The sequence below is a fragment of the Mesorhizobium sp. LjRoot246 genome, from assembly GCF_964254115.1.
Lineage (GTDB): Bacteria > Pseudomonadota > Alphaproteobacteria > Rhizobiales > Rhizobiaceae > Mesorhizobium.
Map to the genome: position 1 here is coordinate 2,082,941 of NZ_CAXUSN020000001.1, position 26,075 is coordinate 2,109,015.

The window sequence follows — 26,075 nt, forward strand, 5'->3', positions numbered from 1 at the left end:
ATGCTGGACACGCGGCCAGCAAGGTGGCACTTTCACATCATGATGCACTGGTGTTTTCGGGTTCGCTCAAATTGAAGACGGCAGCCGAGGATTTTTCGGTCTTTCCACCCTTCGAAATCCGGTCGGGCGCCGAGCAGCGCGTCCCCTTCCTCTTCAACTCACCGCATAGTGGCCGCTATTATCCCGAACGCTTCCTTGCTATGGCAAGGTTGGACCGCAACGCCATTCGCCGGTCCGAAGACTGTTACGTCGACGAGCTGTTCGGCGGTGCGGTCGCGCTCGGCGCGCCGCTGCTGGCGGCGAATTTCCCGCGCGCCTATCTCGACGTCAACCGCGAGCCGTGGGAGCTCGATCCGCGCATGTTCGCCGAGCCGGTGCCGTCCTTCTGCAACATCCGTTCGGCGCGGGTGGCCGGCGGGCTTGGCACGGTTCCGAAGCTGGTGGGCGAGGGGCTCGACATCTATGCCGGTCGCTTGCCGCTTGCCGAAGCCGTCGCCCGCATCGAGGCTGTCTACAAGCCTTATCACGAGACGCTGAAGCGGCTTTTGACCAGGACCCATGCCCGGTTTGGCTTTGCCGTGCTGATCGATTGTCATTCGATGCCGGCGAGCATCCGCGTCGGCGACAGCGGCCTGCGGCCCGACTTCATCATCGGCGACCGTTTCGGCATCTCGGCCACCGCTGCCCTGACCGAGACCGCGATCGGCCTGCTCACCGCCATGGGCTATACGGTCGCTCACAACAAACCTTATGCCGGCGGCTTCATCACCGAACATTATGGCCGCCCGGCGCGCCATCTGCATGCGCTGCAGATCGAGGTCAATCGCGGGCTCTACATGAACGAGCGGACATTCGAGAAGGCCGCAGGCTTCGATGCTCTGGCCGACGATCTGACGGTATTTTCAGCCGACCTGATGTCGATGCCCGACCATCATTTCATCGACTTGCCGCTGGCCGCGGAGTGAACGACCTGCCGCCGGCGGCAGATTGAAATCGCGGCGTAAAAAAAGACCGCATCGTTTGCACGATACGGTCGAAGTCTAGGGAGGAAACGCCCAAGGAGGGCATGGACAGGAAACCCTGTCCGAGATTGAGGGTATTGTGCGCTGCACAAATGTCAAGCGACCTTCAGGCTTTTTTAATTCACTCTGATGTGGAAATTGCGTTTCGACGGCGCTTGTGTGACATCCAGGCAACAGATGCCGTCGCGGGAAAATCGTCGAGCACCCTTGTTTTGGCACGAAATTGGCGGCAAAGCCCGGCTCGGGACATGCTGCAATGCGGGAGAATCAGTTGGACATCAGCATCGATTTCATGCGTCGCATCGCGCAGGCGGCAGCGGCGGAAACGTTGCCGCGCTTTCGCGCCCAAGGAGCCGTCGCCAACAAGGAAAAGGGCAGTTTCGATCCGGTCACCGAGGCCGATCGCGAGGCCGAGCGCGCCATCCGCGCGCTGATATCGGCTGAATATCCCGACCATGGCATTCTTGGCGAGGAGCATGGCAGTGAAAACATTTCGAGCCGGCATGTCTGGGTGATCGACCCGATCGACGGCACGCGCGCCTTCATCTCCGGCCTGCCGGTGTGGGGAACGCTGGTCGGGCTGACGATCGACGGCGATGCCGTTGCCGGCATGATGGCGCAACCCTTCACCGGCGAGCTGTTCTACGCCAACGCCTCTGGCTCCCACTATGAGGGGCCGGGTGGCCCTCGCAAGCTGACGACCCGCAAGACGACGAAGCTGGACCAGGCGACGCTGTTCACCACCACGCCGGCACTGTTCAAGGGCGAGGCGCGCAACCGTTATGATCAGTTCGAAAAGCAGATCCAACTCGCCCGCTACGGAGCGGATTGCTATGCCTTCGCGATGATCGCTTCGGGAAGCGTCGATATCGTCGCCGATCCCGGTTTGAAGCCCTACGACATCGTGGCGCTGATCCCGATCATCGAGAAGGCCGGCGGCGTCGTGACGACATTCGATGGCGGGCCGGCGGAAAATGGCGGCGATGTGCTCGCCGCGGCGACGCCGGAGCTTCATGCCGCCGCCATGGCCGCCTTGCGCGGCTAAACCAGCGACCGGCGGCTGTCAGGCAGTCGGATCGTCGCTGCCGGGAATGAAGGCGTCGAAGGCGGCGAGCAATTGCTCGCGGTAAATGTCGGCTTCCTGCAGTATTTCGTGACGGGAGCCGTCGATCATCAGCAGCGAACCGAGCCGCAGACGCCTGGCATAGGCTTCCACGGCCCTGGTCGAGACGACCTGGTCGGCGCCGGCGGCGATGATCAGCAGCGGCACCTGAATCCGAGCCATGAAGTCGGGGTCGCTGACGGCTTCGGATGCCTGAGCCGCCGCTTTCAGCCAGCGGATCGTCGGGCCACCAAGCGCGAGTTGCGGGTGTTCTTCGTAGATCCGTGTGTTGCGCCGATAGCGCTCCGGATCCGACGTCAGCTTGTTGGTCTCGAAGGGGGCCGTCACCTTCGGCCGCGGACCCCAGGCGGCATAGAGCCGGCCGAGGCCGAGAGCGCAGAACAGCGTACAGACGCGGCGAACCGTCGATATCGAGACCGGCAGATCAGGCAGCGTCAGGAAGGGCGCGATCAGCACCATGCGCCGCACCCGGTTCACCATCGACGGCGCTGCAAGCAGGGTGATCAACGCGCCTGCCGAATGCGCCAGGATGTAGTAAGGGCCGCGGCAGTCGGGCAGCACGATCTCCTCGAAGAACTGTTCGAGATCTGCCGTATAGTCGCGGAAGCTCCTGACATAGCCGCGCTGGCGATCGCGGATCAACCGGTCGGAATCGCCCTGGCCGCGCCAGTCGAGGGTGGCGACGCCAAAGCCGCGATCGGCAAGATTGCGGATGGTTTCGAAATATTTCTCGATGCACTCGTTGCGGCCCGACAGCAGCACCACGGTGCCCTTCACCGGGCGAGCGACCGCGCCGAACAGGCCGTAGCGGATATTCTTGCGGTCACGCGTGGTGAAGAAGCCGCCGGTGGCGTTTTCCGGCCGCGGATTGCCCTCAATTTCGTGAAAAAGGTGGTTGTCGGTGAAAAGATCCGTCATTCGGCGCTTCGTGCTCGGCGTCTCGCATGCCCGCCTGCGCTGGCCGGCTCCGCTAAGGTGATAGACGCCCATGCGCCAAAAGCCAAGGAATTCCCTGCAACGGGAGGCTGCAACGGGGAAGGCCGGAAGCCGCTTGAAAGCGTGCTTCCGGCCTCTGTCGATCCGGGAGGAAGGGACGTTAACACCCGGTCGGCCTCGTTGCGGTGCCTGTTGTGCAATCGGCGCCGCCAGTCCTTGATCCTGGAATGCACTTTAGCCCCAGCTGTCTGAACGCGCGCCGAAGCGCTGGTTCATCTGCCGTTCATCGGCGGACCCGCCGCACGGCTTTTGCCACCGGATGAAATCTTGAAATGCTTTCGAGCGCTCCCCAAATGTCTGATGCGGTCGCCAATGTCGGGGCCGCTGGTCCATCCGAAACGCCGCTCAAGGGTTTCGCACCGGCCATACGCAAACCATGTTGCTCAACAGGAGAACACCTCATGCGTCACGTTGATTTTTCCCCGCTTTATCGCTCCACCGTCGGCTTCGACCGTCTCTTCACCATGCTCGATTCGCTTGCGCAGCCGGATGGCGCGCAGACCTATCCGCCCTACAATATCGAGCGCACCGGCGAGGATTCCTATCGCATCTCGATGGCGGTTGCCGGCTTCTCGGACGAGGAAATCTCGATCGAAGCCCATCGCAATGTGTTGACCGTGAAAGGTGAGCGCAAGGACGAGGGCACCGGCGAAGGGTCTGAACTGCTCTATCGCGGCATTGCCTCGAGGGCTTTCGAGCGCCGCTTCCAGCTTGCCGATCACGTCGAAGTCGTCGGCGCATCGCTGAAGAACGGCCTGCTCTTCGTCGACCTCAAGCGCAACATTCCCGAGGGGCTGAAGCCGCGCAAGATCGCTATCACCTCGGCTCCGGCCAAGGCCAAGCAGATCGAGGCCAAGACCGCCAACTAAACCAATAGCCTCCCAAGGCAAAGGCGGCGCCGAGAGGCGCCGCCTTTTTGTTGTCCGGGATATTGATTATCAGGCGATCAGCTGGCCAAAACGGTCGACATCATCGGCCGTCGTGGCAAAGCTGGTGACGAAGCGATAGAGCAACTCGCCCTCGCCGATATGACCGTCGAAACCATGCGGTCTGTGCCAGTCGTAAAAGGCGGCACCCGCTGCCTGCAGCCTTTCGGCCTCGGCTTTCTTGATCACTGCGAACACTTCGTTCGCCTGCGGCAGCCAGGCTAGCTTCGCGGTGGCCGAATCCTCGATCGCCGCTGCAAGGCGCGCGGCCATGGCGTTGGCGTGGCGGGCGGTGTCCAGCCACAACCCGTCCTTGAAATAGGCCTCGAACTGCGCCGCGACGAAGCGCGATTTCGAAAACAGCTGGGCGGCGCGCTTGCGCAAGAAAGCCAATTCCCTGGCGCGATCAAGGTCGAACAGCACAATCGCCTCGGCGCACCAGCAGCCGTTCTTGGTGCCGCCGAAGGAGAGGATGTCGACGCCGCGTTTCCAGGTCATTTCGGCCGGTGTCGTGTCGAGCGCGACCAGCGCGTTGGCAAAGCGGGCGCCATCCATGTGCAGGGGCACCGAATGTTGTTTGGCGATCGCTGAGATCGTCTCGATCTCATCCAGCCCGTAGATGGTGCCGACCTCCGTCGACTGGGTGATCGAAACGGCCATCGGCCGTCCCCAATGAACGATCTCGGGCGCGAAACGGCCGATGGTCCTTTCCAGATTGTGCGGGTCGATCTTGCCCAGCGCGCCATCGATCTCATGCAGGCGCGAGCCACCGGAAAAATACTCTGGCGCGCCGCATTCATCTTCGATGACATGCGATTCGCGATGGGCGAAGGAAATGCCTCCAGGTTTGTTGTAGGCGGTCAGCGCCAGCGAGTTGGCGGCCGTGCCGGTGGCGACGAAGAACACCGCGACCTCGCGTTCGAAAATCTCGCTGAAGCGCCGGTAGACGGCCTGGTCGAGCGCGCCGTCGCCATAGGCGGTGGAAAAGCCGCCGGCATTGGCCGACAGGCCCGCGGCAATATTGGGATGGGCGCCTGCCCAATTGTCGGAAGCGAAGAACATGCATTCTGCCTATGTCTTGGTAAATCGGGGGTTTTGGGGAAATCGGGGGTTTGGGGAAATCAGCGTGAAGTTGACCGGTTTCGTGTGCCGACCGCAAGGGCCATGCGCCTGAAAATCAGTAAAGCCAGCCGGCCCGGCAAAGCAGCGGCCGGCGACTGAAGCTTACGTTTTTCCTCATCTTCACGACATTTTCTGTCGCGAGAAGCCCAAGTTTTTTGTGAATCGGTCTTGTGTGTGTCCGGGATTTCTGTCATAAAAATTTAGGACAGTAGTGCTGTCTTATTTTGTCGCACAAAACAAGCTGGATTGGCGTATCATTTGGGCCTCTCCGGCTGTTGCCGCGAGCGACAGGTGGACGGCCAGACTTTGGCCTGTACGAATACGAACCATGCGGAAAGCCGCCTGGTCGGCAAGAATTTCGCAAGACGTGCCGCAAGGATCAGGGTGAGCCAAGCGCTTGCCGAGGCAAACCAGCGCCCGAAGGGCTGGGAACGGAGGACAGGAGATGACGGACATGACGCACTCTGCGACGAACGGCCAGGCCGCGCAGACGAAAGCGGCAACCGTCAAAAATACCCTCCGATCCAATATGGGCCGAACCACCACCGGTTTTTCCGCCCAGGGCCTCTACGATCCGCGCAACGAGCATGACGCCTGCGGCGTCGGCTTCATCGTCAACATGAAGGGCGTGAAGTCGCATCAGATCGTCAAGGACGGCCTGGCCGTGCTTGAAAACCTGACGCATCGCGGCGCCGTTGGCGCCGATCCTCTGGTCGGCGATGGCGCCGGCGTGCTGGTGCAGCTTCCCGACCAGTTTTTCCGTGACGAGATGGCCGCCCAGGGCATCGACCTGCCGCCGGCGGGCCAGTACGGCGTCGGACATTGGTTCATGCCGCAGGACGCGGCACTTCGCGCCCATATCGAGGACATCATCGCCGAATCGGCACAGTCCGAGGGGCTTCCGCTCATCGGTTTCCGTGACGTGCCCGTCGACAATTCGTCACTGTCGAAGGCGCCTGATATCGTGGCGTCCGAGCCCTTCCATCGCCAGGTCTTCATCGGCCGCACGCCGGACATTACCGACGACGAGGAGTACGAGGCCAGGCTTTATCTGCTGCGCAAGGTGATCTCGGGCCGCATGTATGCAGAGAACGACAACAAGGACATCGGCGCCTATTGCGTGTCGCTGTCGGCGCGCACCATCGTCTACAAGGGCATGTTCCTGGCCTATCAGGTCGGTGCCTATTACAAGGACCTGCTCGACCCGCGCTTCGAAACGGCGCTGATCCTCGTCCACCAGCGTTTCTCGACCAACACCTTCCCGTCATGGAAGCTGGCGCATCCTTACCGCATGGTCGCCCACAATGGCGAGATCAACACCGTGCGCGGCAACAACAACTGGATGGCGGCGCGACAAGCATCCGTCGATTCCGAACTGTTCGGCAACAACATCTCGAAGCTGTGGCCGATTTCCTATGACGGCCAGTCCGACACCGCCTGCTTCGACAACGCGCTCGAATTCCTGTTCCAGGGCGGGTACAGCCTCAGCCACGCCATGATGATGTTGATCCCGGAAGCCTGGGCCGGCAACAAGCTCATGGATGCCGACCGCAAGGCCTTCTACGAATACCATGCGGCACTGATGGAGCCGTGGGACGGACCGGCGGCGGTGGTCTTCACCGATGGCCGCCAGATTGGCGCCACGCTCGACCGCAACGGCCTGCGCCCGGCGCGCTATATCGTCACCGACGACGACCGGGTCATCATGGCCTCGGAAGCCGGCGTGCTGCCGGTGCCGGAGGAGAAGATCGTCAAGAAGTGGCGGCTGCAGCCCGGCCGCATGCTTCTGATCGACCTCGAAAAGGGGCGTATCGTTTCCGACGAGGAGCTCAAGTCGGAGATCGCGACCAAGCATCCCTACAAGACCTGGCTCGCCAACACGCAGCTCATCCTGGAAGATTTGAAGCCGGTCGAGCCGCGCGCGCTGCGCAAGGATGTTAGCCTGCTCGATCGCCAGCAGGCGTTCGGCTACAGCCAGGAAGACACCAAGCTGCTGATGTCGCCGATGGCGACGACCGGCCAGGAGGCCGTCGGCTCGATGGGTACCGACACGCCGATCTCGGCCATGTCGGACAAGTCGAAGCTGCTCTACACCTATTTCAAGCAGAACTTCGCCCAGGTCACCAACCCGCCGATCGATCCGATCCGCGAGGAGCTGGTGATGAGCCTGGTGTCCTTCATCGGGCCGCGGCCGAACATCTTCGACCTGGTCGGCAATTCGCGCCGCAAGCGGCTCGAGGTGCGCCAGCCGATCCTGACCAATGGCGATCTCGAAAAGATCCGCTCCATCGGCCATACCGAGGACCGCTTCGACACCAAGACGATCGACATCACCTACGGCTCGAATGAAGGGGCCGCGGGCATGCAGGGCGCCATCGACCGCCTGTGCGAGCGGGCGGAGGCGGCGGTCGCCGGCGGCTACAACATCATCATCCTATCCGACCGCCAGGTCGGGCCGGACCGCATCGCCATTCCGGCGCTTTTGGCGACGGCGGCGGTCCATCATCACCTGATCCGCAAGGGGCTGCGCACCTCGGTCGGTCTCGTCGTCGAATCCGGCGAGCCGCGCGAAGTGCATCATTTCTGCTGCCTTGCCGGCTATGGCGCCGAGGCGATCAACCCTTACCTCGCCTTCGACACGCTGCTCGACATGCACAAGCGCGGCGAACTGCCGAAGGAAGTGGACGCCTACGAAGTCGTCTCGCGCTACATCAAGTCGATCGGCAAGGGCATTCTCAAGGTGATGTCCAAGATGGGCATCTCGACCTACCAGTCCTATTGCGGCGCGCAGATATTCGACGCCATCGGGCTGAAGACCGATTTCGTGCAGCAATATTTCACTGGCACCGCAACGCTGATCGAAGGCGTCGGACTGGACGAGATCGCGGCCGAGACGCTCAGCCGTCACAATGACGGCTTCGGCAACGACCCCGTGCTGCGCAACAGCCTCGAAGTTGGCGGCGAATACATGTTCCGCATGCGTGGCGAGGCGCATATGTGGTCGCCCGACGCGGTCGCCACCTTGCAGCACGCCGTGCGCCAGGGGTCGTGGGAAACGTTCAAGGACTATTCCGCCCAGATCGACAGCGAGACGGCCCGCGCACAGACCATTCGTGGCCTGTTCAGGCTCAAGCTGGCCGAGGAAACCGGCCGCGAGAAGGTGGTGCTCGACGACGTCATGTCGGCGGCCGATATCGTCAAGCGGTTCTCGACCGGAGCGATGTCGTTCGGCTCGATCTCGCGCGAAGCGCACACCACGCTGGCGCGCGCCATGAACCAGATTGGCGGCAAGTCGAACACCGGCGAGGGCGGCGAAGAGGCCGATCGCTATCTGCCTCTGCCCGGCGGCGGCAAGAACCCCGAACGCTCGGCGATCAAGCAGATCGCCTCGGGTCGTTTCGGCGTCACCGCCGAATATCTCGTCAATTCCGACATGATGCAGATCAAGGTGGCGCAGGGTGCCAAGCCCGGCGAGGGCGGCCAGTTGCCCGGCCACAAGGTGGACGCGACCATCGCCAAGGTGAGGCATTCGACGCCGGGCGTCGGGCTGATCTCGCCGCCACCGCATCACGACATCTATTCGATCGAGGATCTGGCGCAGCTGATCTACGATCTGAAGAACGTCAATCCGGCGGCTGACGTGTCGGTCAAGCTGGTGTCGGAAGTCGGTGTCGGCACGGTTGCGGCGGGTGTCGCCAAGGCGCGCGCCGACCACATCACCATCTCGGGCTATGACGGCGGCACCGGTGCCTCACCGCTGACTTCGCTCAAGCATGCCGGCAGCCCGTGGGAAATGGGCCTTGCCGAGACGCACCAGACGCTGGTGCTGAACGGTCTGCGGTCGCGCGTGGCGCTGCAGGTCGATGGCGGGTTGCGCACCGGGCGCGACGTCATCATCGGCGCGCTGCTCGGCGCCGACGAGTTCGGCTTCTCGACCGCGCCGCTGATCGCGGCAGGCTGCATCATGATGCGCAAGTGCCATCTCAACACCTGCCCGGTCGGCGTCGCGACGCAGGATCCGGTGCTGCGCAAGCGCTTCAAGGGCACGCCCGAGCATGTCATCAACTTCTTCTTCTACGTGGCGGAAGAGGTGCGCGGGCTGCTTGCCGAGATGGGCTTCACCCATATCGACCAGATCATCGGCGACACCGACCTTCTGGAAAAGCGCGACCTGATCGTGCACTGGAAGGCGCGCGGGCTCGATTTCTCGAAGATGTTCTTCAAGCCGGATGCGCCGCATGAGGCGGTGCACTGGACCGAGCGGCAGAAGCATCCGATCGACGACGTGCTCGACCGCAAGCTGATCGAACTGGCAAAGCCGGCACTCGAAAGCAAGCAGCCGGTCAAGATCGAGGTCGACATCCGCAACGTCGACCGCTCCACGGGCGCCATGCTGTCGGGCGAAGTGGCCAAGCGCTTCAAGCACAAGGGCCTGCGCGAGGACACGATCTCGGTGAAGCTGACCGGCACTGCTGGCCAATCCTTCGGTGCGTTCCTGGCGCGTGGCATCTCGTTCGAGCTTGTCGGCGCCGGCAATGACTATGTCGGCAAGGGCCTGTCGGGCGGCCGCATCGTCATCCGCCCACCGGAAGAGGCCAAGATCGTCGCGGCTGAGTCCATCATCGTCGGCAACACGGTGCTTTATGGCGCGACCGAGGGCGAGGCCTACTTCGCCGGCGTCGCCGGTGAGCGTTTTGCCGTGCGCAATTCGGGCGTGGCCGCTGTCGTCGAAGGCGTCGGCGACCATGGCTGCGAATACATGACCGGCGGCATCGTCGTCGTCATCGGCAAGACCGGCCGCAACTTCGCCGCCGGCATGTCGGGCGGCGTCGCCTATGTGCTCGACGAGGCGGGCGATTTCGCCGAGCGCTGCAACATGGCGATGGTCGAGCTGGAACCGGTTCCGGAAGAAGACGATTTGATGGAGAGGCTGCTGCACCATGGCGGCGACCTCGACCACAAGGGGCGCGTCGACGTCTCCGGTGATATGACCAGCCATGACGAGGAGCGGCTCTACCAGTTGATCTCGAACCATGTGCACTACACCGGGTCGGTGCGCGGTCGCGAGATTCTCGACGACTGGACGACGTTCCGGCCGAAGTTCCGCAAGATCATGCCGGTCGAATACCGGCGCGCCCTGATCGAGATGGAACGCATGCGCATGGGCGTGGCTGCGGAATAGGCTTTGCAATTGCCGGGGAGCCCAGGTTTCCCGGCCCATCTTCATCGACAGTCTGACCTCGGGCGCAAGGTTGCCATGGCTGCCTCAAGAGGTTAACGGGTGCGGCGAAAACCGTACCATCTGGACAGCAGGAACTGGACTATGGGCAAGGTAACAGGCTTTCTCGAAATCGATCGGCAGGTGCACAAGTACCAGCCGGCCTCCGACCGCATCCGGCATTTCCGCGAATTCACGCTGCCGATGTCTGATAAAGAGGTCGAGAAACAGGCCGCGCGCTGCATGGATTGCGGCATTCCGTTCTGCCACGGGCCAACGGGCTGTCCGATCCACAACCAGATCCCGGACTGGAACGACCTCGTCTACAATGGCGACTGGGACAATGCGATCCGCAACCTGCATTCGACCAACAATTTCCCGGAATTCACCGGCCGCATCTGCCCCGCACCCTGCGAGGAAGCCTGCACGCTGAACCTCGAGGACATTCCCGTCGCCATTAAGACGGTTGAGCAGGCGATCGCCGACAAGGCTTACGAGACCGGCCATATCAGGCCCTATCCGCCGGAGAAGAAGACCGGCAAGCGCGTCGCCGTCATCGGCTCCGGCCCGGCCGGCATGTCGGCTGCCCAGCAGCTCGGCCGCGCCGGCCACGACGTCCATGTCTATGAGCGCGAGAGCCGGCCCGGCGGGTTGATGCGTTACGGCATTCCCGACTTCAAGATCGAGAAGCACTATATCGACCGGCGCATCGAGCAGATGCAGGGCGAGGGCGTGACCTTCCATTGCGGGGTCAATGTCGGCGTCGACAAGCCGGTTGCCGAGCTGCTCGCCGAACATGACGCCGTGCTTTATTGCGGCGGTTCCGAAACGCCACGCGCTGCCGGCATTCCCGGCGACGATCTCGGCGGCGTGCATGACGCGATGCCCTATCTGGTGCAGCAGAACAGGCGTGTCGGCGGCGAACCGATCCAGTCGGCGGCGTGGCCGTCGCATCCGATCCTCGCCGGCGGCCAGCATGTGGTCGTCGTCGGCGGCGGCGATACCGCGTCCGACTGCGTCGGCACCGCCTTCCGCCAGGGCGCGGTCCGCGTCACCCAGCTCGACATCCGTCCGCAGCCGCCGGAGAAGGAAGACAAGCTTTCGGTCTGGCCCTACTGGGCGACCAAGATGCGTACCTCGTCCTCCCAGGCCGAAGGGGCGGAGCGCGAGTTTCAAGTGGCGACGCTCGAGTTCATCGGCGAGGAAGGCCAGCTGACCGGTGTCAAATGCTGCGAGGTCGACGAGAAGCGCAGGCCGATCGCCGGCAGCGAATTCGTCATTCGCGCCGACCTTGCCTTCATCGCCATCGGCTTTGCCGGGCCGGCGAAGGTCGGCGTGGCGACCGAACTGGACGGTGAGATGAAGATTGTCACCGACAGCCGCCGCTCCAGGAATGTCGAGGCCAATGACCGTGACTACCGAACCAGCGTCGACAGGCTCTATGCTGCCGGCGACGTGCGTCGTGGCCAGTCGCTGGTCGTCTGGGCGATCCGCGAAGGCCGCCAGGCGGCGCGCTCCATCGACGAGGCGCTAATGGGGTCGAGCGTTCTGCCGCGCTGAGCCCGTTTGGAAACTCTACTCCTGCGGCCATCTGACGGCGTTTTCTGCGCTTCCGGTGCTCGCGTACTCAAATGTACGCTCCGCTCCGATTCTCGCAAACGCCATCATATGACTCGCAGGAGCGAGTTTCGAAACGGCCTCAGAGCTGCGCTGCGATACTAGCGATTGATGGCGGTCGTGGTGTCGGTCGCGGCCGCGGCTTTCGGCGGCCAGGAGAAATCGTCGGCACGGCCGGGCGAAGCAATCGGCGCTTTGCCCTCGACCACAAGCTTTTCACCGGGCAGGTCCGGATTTGCCTTCGCCGGCGGTGCCGCGCCCAGCAGCTCGGAGCCGCCATCGAGCGCCGGATCGCTGAGCAGCATCGGCGCGGTGCGGTCGATGACGATGGGTGCCGCGGCCGGTGCCGGTGTCTCGACAGGAGCGCCGGCCGGTGCGGACGGCGTGACCACGCTTCCCGGCGCTGTCAGGCCGAGGATCTTCAGCAACGGCTTCTCGGTATAGAAGGCGAGCTTGCGCTTGCCCGCCTTCGAGACGTTGATGCCGTCATCGGCGCGCAGCCGCACCGGCTGACCGTTGATGTCGGGGCCGCTGGTGACGAAGGCGCCATTCTCGTCGACAAAGCCGTCCCAGACGTCGACGAATTCACCGCCGTTGCTTTCGGCAGCCTGGTGATAGATGTCGTTGAAGGCAAGCATGTCGGAGGTCATCTTCGCCACCCGGAACGCCGGCATGCCGACCCACAGGAAGGGTACCTTTGCCTCCGCGATAGCTTTGCCGAGCGCCTCGGTGCGGCGCTCATATTCCTTGGTCCAGTTTTCGGAACGGGGCTGTTCGCGTACCTCACCCACCTTCATCTGCTGACGGTCGTTGGAACCCAGCATGACGATCACTACGGCGGGTTTTTCGGTCTCGATCAGCGACTTGATCTGTTCGGGCCAGTTGTAGAAGTCGTCGCGCACGAATCCGGACGAACCATTGCTGCGAACGACGATCCTGACGCCGGCATTCTCGGCAAAGGCGGTGTCGAGGCCTTCGGCCAGGCCGGCCGCCATGAAGTCACCGACCACCAGGACGGTGCGTGCATCCGGCGCCTTCTCGACCACCGCGATTTCCGGTTCCGCGGGCGGGCGGGGGACGCGGGGCTTTTTCGCCTTGGGCCTAGGCCTTGCCTTCTGGATATCCAGGGGCGGCTCGATCCGCTCGCTGCGGCGCGGAAACAAAAGGTCGCGCAACGACCAGCCGCGGTCTTGCTGCTCCTGTGCCATGGCTGGCGCATGAAAGGCGCTAGCCACACCAACGGCGAGCACGATGACGGCCAGGATGAGCACCGGCATGCGACGAACAAGCCCTGCGATGCGCGCAGCCGAAGCCAATCGTTTCCTCCATCCCTTGGCGCAGTCCTGCCGAAAAATCGCGTCGATTATTCGGCAAAGCCCGCGCCAACCAGATTGCTACAGCGTCCTTTGCGCACCCGGAAGGCCGCACGGCACCGCAGGCGGCTCTATTTCTGCCGGAGCCACTTCAGCACTTCCATGCTCGGATAGCCATCCTGGGTCAAGCCGGCCTTGGCCTGAAAGGCCATGATGGCGGTCTTCGAGCCGTCGCCGATCTTGCCATCGAACTTGCCGTCGTAGAGACCGTGCTGGGAAAGGCGCTTCTGCAGCTCCTGCCTTTCCTCGAAGGTGAGCTTGGTGAAAGGCCGCTTCCAGTCCTGTACGAGACCGCTGGAGCCTGCGATTTCGTCGGCAAGAAGACCGACGGCCAGCGCATATTTGTCGGCGTTGTTGTAGGCCTTGATGACCGAGAAATTCCTGATCATCAGGAAGGCCGGCCCGCTGCGGCCGTCCGGCACCTTCAGCGTCGCCTTGTCGGAGCCGTTCTTGAACGGCTTGCCGTTGGCCCTGACGACGCCTAGCGCCTGCCATTGCGACAGCGTCTTGGAGCCGCCGGGAAGTTTGCCGGCCGGCAAGGCGACCTCATAGCCCCAGGTCTTGCCGGCCTGCCAGCCATTCTTCTTCAACAGGTTGGCGGCTGTCGCCAGCGCATCGGGGATCGAATTCCAGATGTCGCGCTTGCCGTTGCCGTCCATGTCGACGGCATAGTGCTGATAGCTGGTCGGGATGAACTGGGTGTGGCCCATGGCACCGGCCCAGGAGCCGCTCAGATGGCTCTCGTCGATGTCGCCAGTCTGCAAGATCTTCAGCGCGGCGATCAGCTGGGTGCGGGCGAATTTCGCCCGCTTCGGATCGGCATAGGCCAAGGTCGCCAGCGAGCGCACGACATTGCGCATGATGTCGTCGCGCTTGAGGATCTCGCCATAGTTCGATTCCATCGACCAGATGGCCAGCAGGATGTAGCGGTCGACGCCGAACCTTGCCTCGATCCGGTCCAGCCACGGCTTCCATTTCCTGGCCATCTGCTGGCCGACGGCGACCGACTGGTCATGGACGCGGTTGTCGAAATAGTCCCAGGCCGGGGCCGTGAATTCAGGCTGCGTGCGCGCCTTTTCCAGCACCACCGGGTCAATATCCCTGATGTCCCTGAAGGCCTGGTCGTAGAGGGCACCGGAAACGCCGCTCTGCACGGCGGTGGCGCGGAAGCCGGCGACCCACTGCCGGAAACCGGCATCGGCGAAAGCGGGGCCAGGCATCAGCAGAGCAAGCGAGAGGCTGGCTGCCGCCATGACGCTGGTAAAAATCTTTGCGGCATTGCGAACGGACATCTTTTGCTCCTTCTCTGTCTCAGGAAAGACCATTCATCGCCGAACCAGGTTAGGAATTAGTTTACCATAGGTGCCGCCGGGAACGAAAAAGGCGCCTTGAAGCTTTACCGGTAGACGTTTCCCCTTATTGCCTCAGTAGTCCTCAATTCCGGCGTGAAAATGTCTTGAAACAGGGATTGCGGAGCTGGCCATCAAACGGATAATTGAAAGCATGAAGAGAGTTCGCAAGGCAGTCTTTCCGGTCGCCGGTCTTGGCACACGGTTTCTCCCGGCCACCAAGGCTGTTCCCAAGGAAATGCTGACCGTCGTCGACCGGCCGGTCATCCAATATGTGGTGGATGAGGCGCGCGAGGCCGGCATCGAGCATTTCATCTTCGTCACCGGCCGCAACAAGGCCGTCATCGAAGACCATTTCGACATCCAGTTCGAGCTCTATGACACGCTGGCCCAGCGCGGCAAGGACGACCAGCTCGCCCGCCTGCAGCGGCTGCAGCCGGCGCCGGGGCAGACCAGCTTCACCCGCCAGCAGGTGCCGATGGGACTCGGCCACGCCGTCTGGTGCGCCCGCGAGCTCGTTGGCGACGAGCCCTTCGCGCTTTTGCTGCCCGACATGATCATGCAGTCGGAGAAGAGCTGCATGAAGGCAATGGTCGAGCTCTACGAGGAGACCGGCAACAACATCATCGCCGTGCAGGAATGCGATCCCGCCGAAACCCACAAATATGGCATCGTCGGCCGCGGCGAGGACACCCATCACGGCTTCCGCATCACCGAGATGGTGGAAAAGCCGAAGACCGGCACCGCGCCGTCCAATCTCTACATCAACGGCCGCTACATTCTGCAGCCGGAGATCTTCAATATCCTCGAAGGCCAGGAGAAGGGCGCCGGCAACGAGATCCAGCTCACCGACGCGATGCTGAAGCTGGAAAAGCAGCAGGCCTTCTACGGCTATCACTATCAGGGCCGCACTTTCGACTGCGGTTCGCCGGAAGGCTTTGTCGAAGCCAATGTCGCTTTCGCGCTGTGGCGCAGCGACATGAACGAGAACATGGCCGGCATCATCCGAACGCTTCTCGATGAGATAAAGCCGTTGGAGCGCCGTGGGGCAGCGTTCTAAGGCCCCACACTTTCGTCATCCTGGGGTCTGCGCCCAGGATGACGAAGCTCAGACGGCTTCAGCGCTGCACTTTCACGCCGAGGAAGATGCTGTTGGCGGTGTAGTCGCGGCCGGGCAGATTGCTGGTCAACTTCTCGGTCCTCACCCTTGTGGTGAGGCCTGCGTAGCGGTTCAGCCACCAGGTCAGGCCGGCCTCGGCGCTCAAGATCTTGTCATTGCCGTCGATGCCGACATAGTCGCGCCAGTCGAGGCCTAGAGCCGCATTGGCGGTAAGATTGGCGCGAATCTGGCGCTCGCCCGTCAGGCGGCCGGAATAGAGGATGTCGCCGCTCTCGCCTGCTGTGGTCGTGGGCTCGACGGTGGTCCGGCCGGTCAGGCCGATCGTGGTGCCGCGCTCGGGTGACCATTTGAGGTCGGCGTTGACTGTGGCGCCCGAAATCTCATCCAGGTTTTTGTCGTCGATCGCTTCCCTGAGCCAGCCGGCCGAGAATTCACCCGAAAGCTTCTCACCCAAATCGAGCTCAACGCCGGCGCGGGCGCCGAGCCGTGTCGACGAGCGCTCGAAGCCCTCATTGTCGATGCGCTGATCATAGGCCCGGCGGCCGACCTCGATTTCGGTGAAGGGAGTGATGGCCGGAGAAATCTCGTAGCCGGTGCGCAAGGTCGCCGTGTAGAGCGTGGAGTCTTGATCCTTCTGCGACAGCGAGGTGCCGTTGGAAAGCTTGGCATCGCCGTAGAAGTCATGCGAGACCGCGCCGGTCAACGTGTATTGCATCTTGCCGACGTCCTTCTCGACGGCCAGGCTGCCGTCGATGGTTTGCCGCAGCGGCTGCTTGCTGACACCTGCGATGGCATCCGGCGACGAGGCCGATTCCGGTACCGCTTCGTAGCCGAGTTTGGCGATGGCGCGCAGTTGATTGTCGAGGTCGACATTGAGCTGGCCTTCGATGCGACCTTGCTCGTTGTGAACGGGGTAACCCGACACGGTCTCACGAAACAGACCGTAGCCGTCGATCGTGGCAGAGTTCTCGCGCCAGTCGGACGCGGCGGAAAAACGCAGCGCCGTCTCGGACAGCAGTGCCGATTTGCCTGCATTGCTCGAATCGCCGTTCGATGTGGCGGTGAGGCCCTGTTCGATCGTCGGCCGGATGACGAAGGAGCCCCATTTGACGCCGGTGGCGGCGAACGGATCATCCTCCGGCTTCTTCTTCTGGCCTTCGATAGCGTCCGTGCGCACGGCTCCCGGGTCGAGTTTCTGCTTGTCGGTGCTATCGATGGTGAGGGCGCGGCGGTTGGCCGTCTCCTCATCGGTGTCTGCATTATCGGCGGCGTCCGTCGTGGAGGTGGTCGTGGAAGCGGTGATGTCGGTGGTGTCGGCGGTCGACTTCTTCTTCTTTTTCGACTTGTCCGCAGCCTTGTCCTTGGCCTGGTCCGCCGCCTTCTGTCCGGCAGTCGATGGGCGGCGGCGAGGCTTGGGCGGCGCCGCGATGTCGGCGGACGTGTCGTCAGTGGCTGCCGTCGGGTCGAAGAGGCTGCCGGTCGCGGTTGCGTCGCCGGTATCCGTGTCGTCAGGCACGGCGCCGGCGCTGGCCGGCAGATAGGTGCGGGCCGGCGCGTTGTCCTGCGCGGCGTTGGTCGGCGCCTGGCCCTGCGCTGCCAAGGCGAGTTGTCTCGCCTTGCGCTGCTGGTCGGACAGGATCGCCGATTCGGAGACCTCGCCGCGCAGCTCCGTTTCCTGCGCATGAAGCGCCGTTGGGCGCAGCAAGGCAAACATGCTGGTCGCCAGCAGCAAGGCGCAGACCGCCTTGCCCTTTCGTCCCGTCGAATTTTCTGGCTGGACCCCGGACATCGCCACCACTGCTTGCGCGGCGCACGCGCGCCATACTTACCGAACCGTAAATGGGGATGGTTAACGGAGGGTTGAGGCGGCGGGCCGTTTGGCCGCTTGAAGCGCTGATTTCCAAAGGGATTCATAAGGTGCGCGCTGAGCTTCATGTCTTCACACCTGTCGGTGTCGCAAACCGTCGCACACGCTCGGCCGGCAGGCCTGGGGCCATTTCCGTTGGACAGCGCGCCGGCAAAGCGCTAATCGCATCAGCCATGCATGTGGGATCCCTGGATAAGAAGCCTTTGGACAGGCAAGCCTCGATCGCTTCGGCGCTAAGGACGGTGGCAACCGAACAGGCGGGTGTCGCAGCCCTTGCCGAGGCGCTGGAGAACGGATTGGCCGGGCCTTTCGCCCAGGCCGTCGACACGATCTCGGGGATCGAAGGCCGGCTCATCGTCACCGGCGTCGGCAAAAGCGGCCATATCGGCTCGAAGATCGCGGCGACGCTGGCCTCGACGGGCACGCCGGCTTTCTTTGTCCATCCCGCCGAAGCCAATCACGGCGATCTCGGCATGATCGCCAGGGACGACGCCATTATCGCCATGTCGTGGTCGGGCGAGAGCAAAGAACTGATGGGCATCGTCGCCTATTCCAGGCGTTTTTCCATCCCGCTGATCGCGATAACCGCCGGAGAGACATCGGCGCTGGCGCGGGCTGCGGATGTGGTGCTGTTGCTGCCGCGGGCTCCAGAGGCCTGCCCGCACGGCCTGGCGCCGACGACATCGACGCTGCTGCAGCTGGTGATGGGCGACGCACTGGCGATTGCCCTGCTCGAAGCCCGCGGCTTCACGCCGGACCATTTCCGCACTTTTCATCCGGGTGGGCAGCTTGGCGCAAATCTGATGCAGATCCGCGAGATCATGCATGTCGGCGACAGGCTGCCGCTGGTGGTCACGGGCACCGGCATGCAGGACGCCATCCTGGAACTGTCGCGCAAGGGATTTGGCTGCGTGGCGATCACCGACGCAGACGGCGCGCTGGTCGGCATCATCACCGATGGTGATATCCGCCGCCACATCGGCAGCAATCTGCTGGCGATGACGGTGGATCAGGTGATGACAAAAGGACCCAAGACCGCGGCGCCGGACACGCTGGTGGCTACGGCGCTGCAGACGATCAACGATTCAGCCATCACCAGCCTGATGGTGGTGGAGGGCAAACGGCCCGTCGGCCTCATCCACCTGCATGACCTGCTGCGTATCGGCGCCGCCTGAGGTGTGCTGATATTCAAGTGATTCCGGCCTGACCTGAATCTCAATACACCTTGTCCAAGCGGTGGGTTTCAAGAATTCAGACCGGCTCCACCGTCAGTTCCAGATCCGTGTCGGCCGCGCCCGTCACGCGCACTTGCGTGCCGGCCGGCAGGTCCGGGCCGGAGACGCGCCACAGCGTGTCGCCCAACTTGATGCGGCCGCGTCCATCGCGGATTGGTTCGGCGAGTGTCGCCATCTTGCCGACCATTTGCGCGCCGCGCCGGTTGAGCAGCGGCTGGTCGGTCGGGTCGTTGCGGCTGCCGACCAGTTTCTTGCCGACATAGGCCGAGACCAGCGACAGCGCCAGGAAGGCGAGAACCTGGACCTGCCAGGTCCAGAAACCGGTATCCCAGATCAGCAGCGACACCGCGCCGATGATGAGCGCAGCGATGCCGATCCACAGCATGAAGATACCCGGCGCGATGATTTCCATCACCAGCAGGACGAAGCCGAGAACCATCCAGTTCCACGGTCCGAGTTCGGAAACGATGCGGTCGATCATGGTTCGATCTCAGTTCTCGCTCGGGCGTACGACCGGCGGACGCGCGGCCTGCCGTTGAGCACCGGTGGTGCCTTCGCTGCGGAAGACCTCCTTAGCGATCTCGCCAATGCCGCCGAGCGAACCAATCAGCGACGACGCCTCGAAGGGCATCAGCACAATCTTGCTGTTGGTGGCGGTGCCGATCTTGCCCAACGCTTCGGTGTATTTCTGGGCGACGAAGTAATTCAGCGCCTGCACGTCGCCCTTGGAGATTGCTTCCGAAACCACCTGGGTGGCACGGGCTTCCGCCTCGGCCGAGCGCTCACGTGCCTCGGCATCGCGGAAGGCAGCTTCCTTGCGGCCTTCGGCTTCGAGGATCTGCGACTGCTTGAGGCCTTCGGCGGCGAGGATCTGCGCGCGCTTGTTGCGTTCCGCGGTCATCTGCCGGCCCATCGATTCGATAAGGTTGGCCGGCGGGTTGATATCCTTGATCTCGACGCGGGTGATCTTGATGCCCCACGGATGCGCCGCTTCATCGACGACGCGCAGCAGGCGCTCGTTGATGGCGTCGCGGTTCGACAGGAGTTCGTCGAGATCCATCGAACCCATGACGGTACGGATGTTGGTCATCGTCAGGTTGAGGATGGCGTTCTGCAGACCGGCAACCTGGTAGGCGGCCTGTGCCGCATTGAGGATCTGGTAGAAGGCGATGCCGTCGACACCGACGATGGCGTTGTCGCGGGTGATGATTTCCTGGCTGGGAACGTCGAGCACCTGCTCCATCATGTTCATCTTGGCGCCGATGCGGTCGACGAACGGGAAAATGAAATTGAGGCCTGGGCTCAGTGTCTTGGTGTAACGGCCAAAGCGCTCCACCGTATAATTGTAGCCTTGCGGGATTGTCCTGATGCCTTTGATCAGCAGCACCAATACCAGAAGTGCAAGTGCACCAACCGCAATATCGAAACCACTGAAATCCATTTGGCTCTCCCCCAGACGAAGGCCGCACAAGCCATTCTCGCGCTGCCGACTTCACCAAAGACTTAAGTGTATTTCGGATGCGTTACAATCAGGTGATGATGGATTGTTGTCGAGTGGCCCGCTTCAGACCCAGCCGGACAGTTCGCGCCGCACCATCGCCTCGATCACCGCCATGCCCTCGGTGCTGTCGTTGAGGCAAGGGATATGGGCGAAATTCTCGCCGCCGGCATGATGGAAGGTCTCGGCCGCCTCACGGCCGATCTCGTCGAGGGTCTCGATGCAGTCGACGGAAAAGCCAGGATTGACGATGGCGATCGATTTCACGCCGTCCTTGCCGAGTTTCTCCACCGTCTTGTCGGTATAGGGCTGCAGCCATTCCTGCGCGCCGAAGCGCGACTGGAAGGTGATGATCAGTTTCTTGTCGTCCCAGCCGAGTTTTTCGCGCAGCAGCCGCGTCGTCTCGAGGCAATGCGCCTGATAGGGATCGCCCTTGTCGGAATAGGGCTTCGGAATGCCGTGATAGGAGGTGATGACCACCTCCGGTTCGAAATCCAGCGTCGCCAGATGTTGTTCGATCGAGCGCGCCAGCGCCTCGATATAGACCGGCTCGTCATAGTAGGGCGGCACGCTGCGGATGGCCGGTGCACGGCGCATCTTCATCAGCGCGCGAAACAGCTGATCGTTGGCGGTTGCCGTCGTCGTCGCCGAATATTGCGGATAGAGCGGAAAGGACAGGATGCGGTCACATCCCTGGTCAACCAGGCCTTTGGCTACGCTTTCGGTCGAAGGATTGCCGTAGCGCATCGCCCAATCGACGACGATTTCGGGCTGGTCGCGCAGCGCCTCGGCCAGCTTCTCGCCCTGGGCACGGGTGTAGGTGCGCAAAGGCGACTCGTTCTTTTCCCGGTTCCAGATCCGGGCGTAGTTGGCGCCAGACTTTTTCGGCCGCGTGGTGAGCACAAGGCCATAGAGGATCGGATACCAGATCGCCCGGTTGAGCTCAATGACGCGCGGATCGGACAGGAATTCACGGAGATAGCGCCACATCGGCTTGAAGTCGGTGCCATCGGGCGTGCCCAAATTGACCAGCATGACGCCGATCTTGCCCGTCTCGACCGGCGGATGCCCGGCTGGCAACGGGCCGAGGGCCTTTGCGGCCTTGGCATCGGCAGGGGTGGGAAGCGTCATAAGGGTTCTCCAGGAGACGCGAACCTAACCATCTTGCGCGCGCTTTCAATGCAGCGTCTGGCCGCACCTTGAAGCGGGTCGTCTGAATGGATTTCAGACGACCCGCTTTAGGTCTTCGTTTTTATGCATGTCGTTCTCCCAAAACCGAAGTCACTTTTGGGCAACATGCATTAGCCCGAAAACAGGACGCCCGTCCGGTTTCCCGGAGGGGCGGTGTCGTCCAGGCATATAAGCGAGGCTATTTCGGCGGTATGGTCAGTGTCGCGCCGACCGGAAGCCGGCGTGGCTCGTAGCCCTTGTTGGCTTCTGAAATGACTTTCCACTTGGTTCCGTCGCCATAGGCCTTCACCGCCAGATCCCAATAGGTATCGCCGGCAACGATGACATGGCTGGTTTCGGCCGGCGCCCCCTCGGCGGGCTTTGCCGGCTCGGCCGCTACGGCAGGCGGTGCCGGCGCTGTCTCTGTCGACATGGCCGGCGGTTTGTTGGCGATATCACCCGAGTTGGCCGGCAATTCAGGCATTGCCGGTGCCGTTTCGGCAGGCTTGGCAGGTTCGGCGCCGGGCGCTGCCGCAACGGTCGCCGCGATCTCGGTGATGCGGCCATCGAGCTTCGGCGTGTAGGGCCGGTGGGCGGCGAGATAGTCGGCAACCACCTGTTCGAGGCCCGGGCCGTAGTCGTAGGCGTTCTTGGCCTTGTCGGCGAAGACCTTGTAGCCGTCGCCGCCCTGGCGGACATAGTTGTTGGTGGCGACCAGATAGTCCTTGTCCGGCTTGATCGGTGTCCAGGCGCCGCCTTCCATGACTTCCACCGACTTGACGCGGCCGGCATTGGGCGCGACGGATTTGTCGAAGGAATATTTCAAGCCGGCGACCTGCGGGAAGCGCCCGGCGCCGTCCTCGACCTGGCTGAGGCCGCCCTCGAGGCCGGTCATCAGGTCCTTGCCGGAAATCTGGAAGGTTGCCAGCGTGTTCTGGAACGGCAGCACGGTCAGCACCTCGCCCATGGTGACGGTGCCCTTGTCGATCGACGCGCGCAGGCCGCCGCCATTGGAGATGACGATCTCGACGCCCTGTCCCTTGACGCGGTCGAGGATTGCGTCGGAGACGAGGTTGCCCATCGCGCATTCGCGGGTGCGGCAGCTCTCGCGGCTGCCATCGATGACGTCGGTGGTTTCGGCCACTTCCTTGTTCTTCAACGCCTCGATCGGCGCGCCAAGCTCCTTGATGCGAGCGAGCACGGCCGGATCGGGAGTAATCGACTTGTCGAGAAAGATCGGGTCTCCGCTGGCCGATTTGACGACGCCGTTGTCGTCGAACACCACCTTGAACTCGCCGAGATATTTCGAATAGGACGCCGCCTGCACGACCGGAACCTTGTAGCCGTCCGGGTTGTCGACCATCGTCGGGTAGGGTCCTTCCGCCTTCGGGTCGGTGTTCGACAGCAGCGAATGGCTGTGGCCGCCGACGACGATGTCGATGCCCGGGATCTTGGCAATGACGTCGCGCTCGCGCTTGTAGCCGATATGGGTCACGGCGATGATCTTGTTGACGCCTTCGCCCTTGAGCTTCTCGACTTCGGCGGTGATCGACTTGACGTCGTCCTCTATGGCGACGTTGGGACCCGGGGAAGCGAGATCCGGCGTGTCGTTGGTGATCGCGCCGATGATGCCGATCTTTTGGCCGCCGACCTCGACGACAACAGACGGCTTGACGCGGTCGCCGAGCTTGGATTGCGCGTTGGCCTTCACATTGGCACCCAACACGGGGAACTTGATCATATCGAGGAATGGCGCCAGGGCCGCTTCGCCGTCGTCGAATTCATGGTTGCCGAGTTCCATGGCATCGAACTTCATGTCGTTGAGGAATTCGCCTTCGACCTTGCCCTTGTAGGTTGTGTAGAACAGCGAGCCCTGGAAATTGTCGCCGGCGCTGAGCAGCAGCACGTTCTGGCCTTCCAGCTTCTTGCGCTCCTGGGCGATCGCGGTGATCAGCCGGCCCGCGCCACCGATGCATTCGCCCTTGGTCTCCTCGTCCGCCGAGCAGGTCGACTCGTATTTGTTGTTGCCTTCGATGCGGCTGTGCCAGTCGTTGATGTGCAGGATGTTCAACGTGTAGTCGGCAAAGGATGCGCCGGCCGACAGGCCGAGGGCCGAGGCGGACAGGGCTGCAATGGCGGCAAGCTTCTTCATCTTCGTCTCCCGAAAGCTGATCAGAGGCCTTTAGCGCTCTTGCTTGACTGGAACATAACAGCCGGCGCTTTGGCCATGTTCCCATCGCGTTCCGGATGACGCAAGCGGAATCCGGGAAACCTTTGCCGGCATAAAAAAGGACGGCGGCCCACCGGCCACCGTCCTTGGAGAACGAATGCTCGTGGGTTCAGACGCGCCGTGTCAGGACGAAATTCTGGCCGCTGGAGCTGGTGCAGTTGAGCTGGCTTGTGGACACCATCAGGCAGTTGAAGCTGACCGCGGTCTGGCGGATCAGCGAGGTGCCGTTGATCTGCACCGAAGTGGCGCCGGTCATCGTGTAGCTGCCGTCGGCAAGCTTCTGACCGGTGTCGGTGGCGACGGTCGTGAAAGTGCCGCCGGCGAAGGTCGACAGGCCGGTACCCTTGGCGTCGATCCAGGAGCCCTCGACGCCTTTCGGCGCCGCTGCCATCGGCGGTTCATCGGGGCCGCTGGTCGCACAGGCGGCGAGCATCGTCGCAATGGCACCCGCCACGCTCATCGAAAGAATTTTGCGCGCAATGGTCATATGAAAATCCTCTCCTCTCGCATCGGCCTAAAAAATCGGAATCGATTTTCGAAAAGCACGAGGCGTGCATCCAAGTTTCCAGAGCGACGTGCGTCCAAATGGACGCCCATCGCTCTCGTCCGCATCCCTTCAATCGCCCGATTTCCGGGCGATTGCAAGGCGGGGAGGTATGCCCCGTGCGGTGCTATCGAACGAGGATGTTGCGGAATTGCCACGGGTCGTTGCGGTCGAGGTCTTCCGGGAACAGGCCGGGGCGGTTATCGAGCGGCGTCCAGTCGGTATAGTAGCCGTTGACCGGTCCGAGATACTGGGACTGCACTTCCAGGCAGCGCTTGTAATCCATCTCGTCGGCCTCAACGATGCCGGCCTCGGGGTTCTCCAGCGCCCAGACCATGCCCGAGAGCACCGCCGAGGTGACCTGCATGCCGGTTGCGTTCTGGTAGGGCGCCAGCTTGCGCGCTTCGGCGAGCGACAGCTGCGAGCCGTACCAGTAGGCGTTCTTGTCATGGCCGTAGAGCAGCACGCCGAGTTCGTCGACGCCGTCGACCAGCTCGTTCTCGTCGAGCACGTGGTGTACCGGCTGAGGCTTGCCGGCGGCGCCGAACATCTCGTCCAGCGACAGCATCGCGTCGTTGCAGGGATGGTAGGCATAGTGGCAGGTCGGGCGGTAGTGCACCTTGCCCTTCTTGGAGCGCACGGTGAAGAAATCGGCGATCGAGATCGCCTCGTTGTGCGTCACCAGCAGGCCGTATTGCGCGCCGGGCGTCGGGCACCACGAGCGAACCCGCGTGTTGGCGCCGGGCTGCTCCAGATAGATGGCGGCCTTGGAGCCGTGCTTGTGCTTCTTGCCGTTCTTCGGCATCCATGTCTCATGCGTGCCCCAGCCGAGCTCGGCGGGCTGCAGGCCTTCGGAGATGAAGCCCTCGACCGACCAGGTGTTCCAGAACACGTCCATCGGCTTCGGCTTCTTGGCGCGCTGGGTGTCGCGTTCGGCGATGTGGATGCCCTTGACGCCGGCCTTCTTCATCAGCTTGGCCCAGCCCTCGCGGTCGTCCTGTGTCGGCTCCGAAAACTCGAGGCCAAGATCAGTCGCGAGGTTGACCAGCGCCTGCTTGACGAACCACGAGACCATGCCAGGATTGGCGCCGCAGGTGGAAATCGCCGTCGCGCCGCCGGGCTTGTCGTGCTTTTCCTTGAGCAGCGACTCGCGCAGCGCATAGTTGGAGCGGCTGGCGTTGTCGGCCTTGGCGTCGAAATAGAAGCCGAGCCACGGCTCGACGACGGTGTCGATGTAGAGCACGCCGAGCTTGCGGCAGAGCCGCATCAGGTCGACCGAGCCGGTATCGACTGACAGGTTGATGCAAAAGCCCCGGCCGCCGCCATTGGTCAGCAGCGGCGTCAACAGCTTCTTGTAGTTCTTCTCGGTCACCGCTTCCTGGACAAAGGCGATGCCGCGCTCGTCGAGCAGCTTGCGGTCGGTGTCGCGCGGGTCGATGACCGTCATGCGCGACTCGTCGAACTTGAAATGGCGCTCGATCAGCGGCAGCGTTCCCCGACCGATCGAACCGAAGCCGATCATCACGACAGGGCCGGTGATTTCACCGTAAACGGGCCAGTTTTCAGTCGCCATTTTATCGGATACTCCTTCAAAACCCAGGAAACTGGGAAAACACACGCAAAACCGGGCATTTTTGCCCGGCGGTCATGCGCTACATCACAGAT

General features: G+C 62.7%; 18 protein-coding genes. 7 read left to right on the forward strand and 11 right to left on the reverse strand.

Annotated elements, in window-relative coordinates; genetic code table 11:
• Positions 1-23: 23 nt before the first annotated feature.
• Together ACSQ3L_RS10065 and hisN are read left to right on the forward strand one after the other, a co-directional pair.
• Positions 24-965, forward strand: coding sequence for an N-formylglutamate amidohydrolase (locus ACSQ3L_RS10065; protein WP_436159798.1), 942 nt, complete (start codon positions 24-26; stop codon positions 963-965).
• 328 nt (positions 966-1,293) lie between these two features.
• On the forward strand, positions 1,294-2,067 hold the full coding sequence (gene hisN / locus ACSQ3L_RS10070) for a histidinol-phosphatase (RefSeq protein ID WP_436159799.1): 774 nt from the start codon (positions 1,294-1,296) through the stop codon (positions 2,065-2,067).
• A gap of 18 nt (positions 2,068-2,085) precedes the next feature.
• Here hisN and ACSQ3L_RS10075 read toward each other — a convergent pair whose 3' ends face one another.
• Entirely contained in the window at positions 2,086-3,063 is a 978-nt protein-coding gene (locus ACSQ3L_RS10075; protein WP_436159800.1) for an alpha/beta fold hydrolase, read from the reverse strand.
• 479 nt (positions 3,064-3,542) lie between these two features.
• Between ACSQ3L_RS10075 and ACSQ3L_RS10080 the strand changes: the two genes are divergently transcribed.
• Positions 3,543-4,010 (forward strand): Hsp20 family protein, encoded by a 468-nt coding sequence (locus ACSQ3L_RS10080; RefSeq protein ID WP_436159801.1) that lies wholly within the window; start codon positions 3,543-3,545, stop codon positions 4,008-4,010.
• 69 nt (positions 4,011-4,079) lie between these two features.
• Here the strand turns inward: ACSQ3L_RS10080 and ACSQ3L_RS10085 are convergent, their stop codons facing one another.
• Positions 4,080-5,129: a threonine aldolase family protein gene (locus ACSQ3L_RS10085; RefSeq protein WP_436159802.1), complete on the reverse strand. Its 1,050-nt coding sequence runs from the start codon at positions 5,127-5,129 to the stop codon at positions 4,080-4,082.
• A 505-nt stretch (positions 5,130-5,634) separates the two neighbouring features.
• On the opposite strand from ACSQ3L_RS10085, the gene gltB reads away from it, so the two are divergent.
• Both gltB and ACSQ3L_RS10095 read left to right on the forward strand, forming a co-directional pair.
• Positions 5,635-10,371, forward strand: coding sequence for a glutamate synthase large subunit (gene gltB / locus ACSQ3L_RS10090; protein ID WP_436159803.1), 4,737 nt, complete (start codon positions 5,635-5,637; stop codon positions 10,369-10,371).
• Between the two features lie 141 nt (positions 10,372-10,512).
• Complete coding sequence (locus ACSQ3L_RS10095; RefSeq protein ID WP_436159804.1) at positions 10,513-11,967, forward strand: glutamate synthase subunit beta; 1,455 nt, start codon at positions 10,513-10,515, stop codon at positions 11,965-11,967.
• A gap of 158 nt (positions 11,968-12,125) precedes the next feature.
• Here the strand turns inward: ACSQ3L_RS10095 and ACSQ3L_RS10100 are convergent, their stop codons facing one another.
• Both ACSQ3L_RS10100 and ACSQ3L_RS10105 read right to left on the reverse strand, forming a co-directional pair.
• On the reverse strand, positions 12,126-13,340 hold the full coding sequence (locus ACSQ3L_RS10100) for an SGNH/GDSL hydrolase family protein (protein ID WP_436159805.1): 1,215 nt from the start codon (positions 13,338-13,340) through the stop codon (positions 12,126-12,128).
• Positions 13,341-13,468: 128 nt separating this feature from the next.
• A complete protein-coding gene (locus tag ACSQ3L_RS10105) occupies positions 13,469-14,689 on the reverse strand; it encodes a lytic murein transglycosylase (protein ID WP_436159806.1) in 1,221 nt (406 codons plus the stop codon).
• A gap of 211 nt (positions 14,690-14,900) precedes the next feature.
• On the opposite strand from ACSQ3L_RS10105, the gene galU reads away from it, so the two are divergent.
• On the forward strand, positions 14,901-15,806 hold the full coding sequence (galU, locus tag ACSQ3L_RS10110; protein ID WP_436159807.1) for a UTP--glucose-1-phosphate uridylyltransferase GalU: 906 nt from the start codon (positions 14,901-14,903) through the stop codon (positions 15,804-15,806).
• A gap of 58 nt (positions 15,807-15,864) precedes the next feature.
• On the opposite strand, the gene ACSQ3L_RS10115 is transcribed toward galU, so the two are convergent.
• Complete coding sequence (locus tag ACSQ3L_RS10115) at positions 15,865-17,655, reverse strand: outer membrane beta-barrel protein (RefSeq protein WP_436159808.1); 1,791 nt, start codon at positions 17,653-17,655, stop codon at positions 15,865-15,867.
• A gap of 251 nt (positions 17,656-17,906) precedes the next feature.
• On the opposite strand from ACSQ3L_RS10115, the gene ACSQ3L_RS10120 reads away from it, so the two are divergent.
• On the forward strand, positions 17,907-18,908 hold the full coding sequence (locus tag ACSQ3L_RS10120) for a KpsF/GutQ family sugar-phosphate isomerase (RefSeq protein WP_436159809.1): 1,002 nt from the start codon (positions 17,907-17,909) through the stop codon (positions 18,906-18,908).
• Positions 18,909-18,984: 76 nt separating this feature from the next.
• Here the strand turns inward: ACSQ3L_RS10120 and ACSQ3L_RS10125 are convergent, their stop codons facing one another.
• The 6 genes from ACSQ3L_RS10125 to ACSQ3L_RS10150 all read right to left on the reverse strand — a co-directional run bounded on the left by ACSQ3L_RS10125 (position 18,985) and on the right by ACSQ3L_RS10150 (position 25,983).
• Positions 18,985-19,449 carry an NfeD family protein gene (locus ACSQ3L_RS10125; RefSeq protein ID WP_436159810.1) on the reverse strand — a complete coding sequence of 155 codons (465 nt, stop codon included), beginning with the start codon at positions 19,447-19,449 and terminating at the stop codon, positions 18,985-18,987.
• 9 nt (positions 19,450-19,458) lie between these two features.
• Positions 19,459-20,409: an SPFH domain-containing protein gene (locus ACSQ3L_RS10130; RefSeq protein WP_436159811.1), complete on the reverse strand. Its 951-nt coding sequence runs from the start codon at positions 20,407-20,409 to the stop codon at positions 19,459-19,461.
• A gap of 123 nt (positions 20,410-20,532) precedes the next feature.
• A complete protein-coding gene (hemH, locus tag ACSQ3L_RS10135) occupies positions 20,533-21,597 on the reverse strand; it encodes a ferrochelatase (protein ID WP_436159812.1) in 1,065 nt (354 codons plus the stop codon).
• A 238-nt stretch (positions 21,598-21,835) separates the two neighbouring features.
• On the reverse strand, positions 21,836-23,788 hold the full coding sequence (locus ACSQ3L_RS10140) for a 5'-nucleotidase C-terminal domain-containing protein (RefSeq protein WP_436159813.1): 1,953 nt from the start codon (positions 23,786-23,788) through the stop codon (positions 21,836-21,838).
• A 187-nt stretch (positions 23,789-23,975) separates the two neighbouring features.
• Positions 23,976-24,353, reverse strand: a complete 378-nt coding sequence (locus tag ACSQ3L_RS10145; RefSeq protein ID WP_436159814.1) for a hypothetical protein — start codon at positions 24,351-24,353, stop codon at positions 23,976-23,978.
• A gap of 184 nt (positions 24,354-24,537) precedes the next feature.
• Positions 24,538-25,983, reverse strand: a complete 1,446-nt coding sequence (locus tag ACSQ3L_RS10150) for a homospermidine synthase (RefSeq protein WP_436159815.1) — start codon at positions 25,981-25,983, stop codon at positions 24,538-24,540.
• Between the last annotated feature and the right edge of the window lie 92 nt (positions 25,984-26,075).